Annotated in this window: 1 protein-coding gene; it reads left to right on the plus strand. The window is 38.4% G+C overall.

The window, feature by feature from the left end; genetic code table 11:
* A partial coding sequence (locus tag INT04_RS19190) for a tetratricopeptide repeat protein (protein ID WP_193017609.1) occupies nt 1–596 on the plus strand: 596 nt, incomplete at both ends.

Raw genomic sequence — 596 nt, forward strand, 5'->3', positions numbered from 1 at the left:
AAAAATTTCCAATTTACTTGCCTTCATGAAGCGGATATTTTCCCGCCATTAGATCCTGAAGCCGATAAATGGTTTAAACAAGCCGTGCAACTAAGCCGACAAGATAATCCCGATTTAAAACGTATTACTCAACTTTATCGCCAAGCTGCAGCAAAAGACCACTATATAGCGATAGGTAATTTGCAAGTGATGATTTCCGAAGGGGATGCAGAGCCAGTTGCAGGTAAGTTACCACAAGAGGAAGTCATTGATTTAGTAGAACGCTTAATCAATATGGAGATCCCTTTTGGTTACTATATTATGGGGACCTATTTACAAGAAGGCTATGGTGTTGAGCAAGATGAAAATGCCGCATTTAGTTATATGTTAAAAGCCGCCATTATGGGTAACCCCGAAGGACAATATGTGATTGGGCAAAAATTTATGAATGGGCAAGTACCTGAGCTTTATCGTTTAGATTTAGGACGAATGATGCTTACTTGTGCTTCTAAACAGGGTTTTAGTCAGGCATCTCATCGATTAGGAATGAATTATTGGGTTGTTGATGAAAATTATTCACAAGCATTATTTTATTTTCAGGAAGCAGTGAAACAAGG

Origin of the sequence: Proteus sp. FME41, from assembly GCF_014897315.1 — a bacterium.
Classification (GTDB): domain Bacteria; phylum Pseudomonadota; class Gammaproteobacteria; order Enterobacterales; family Enterobacteriaceae; genus Proteus.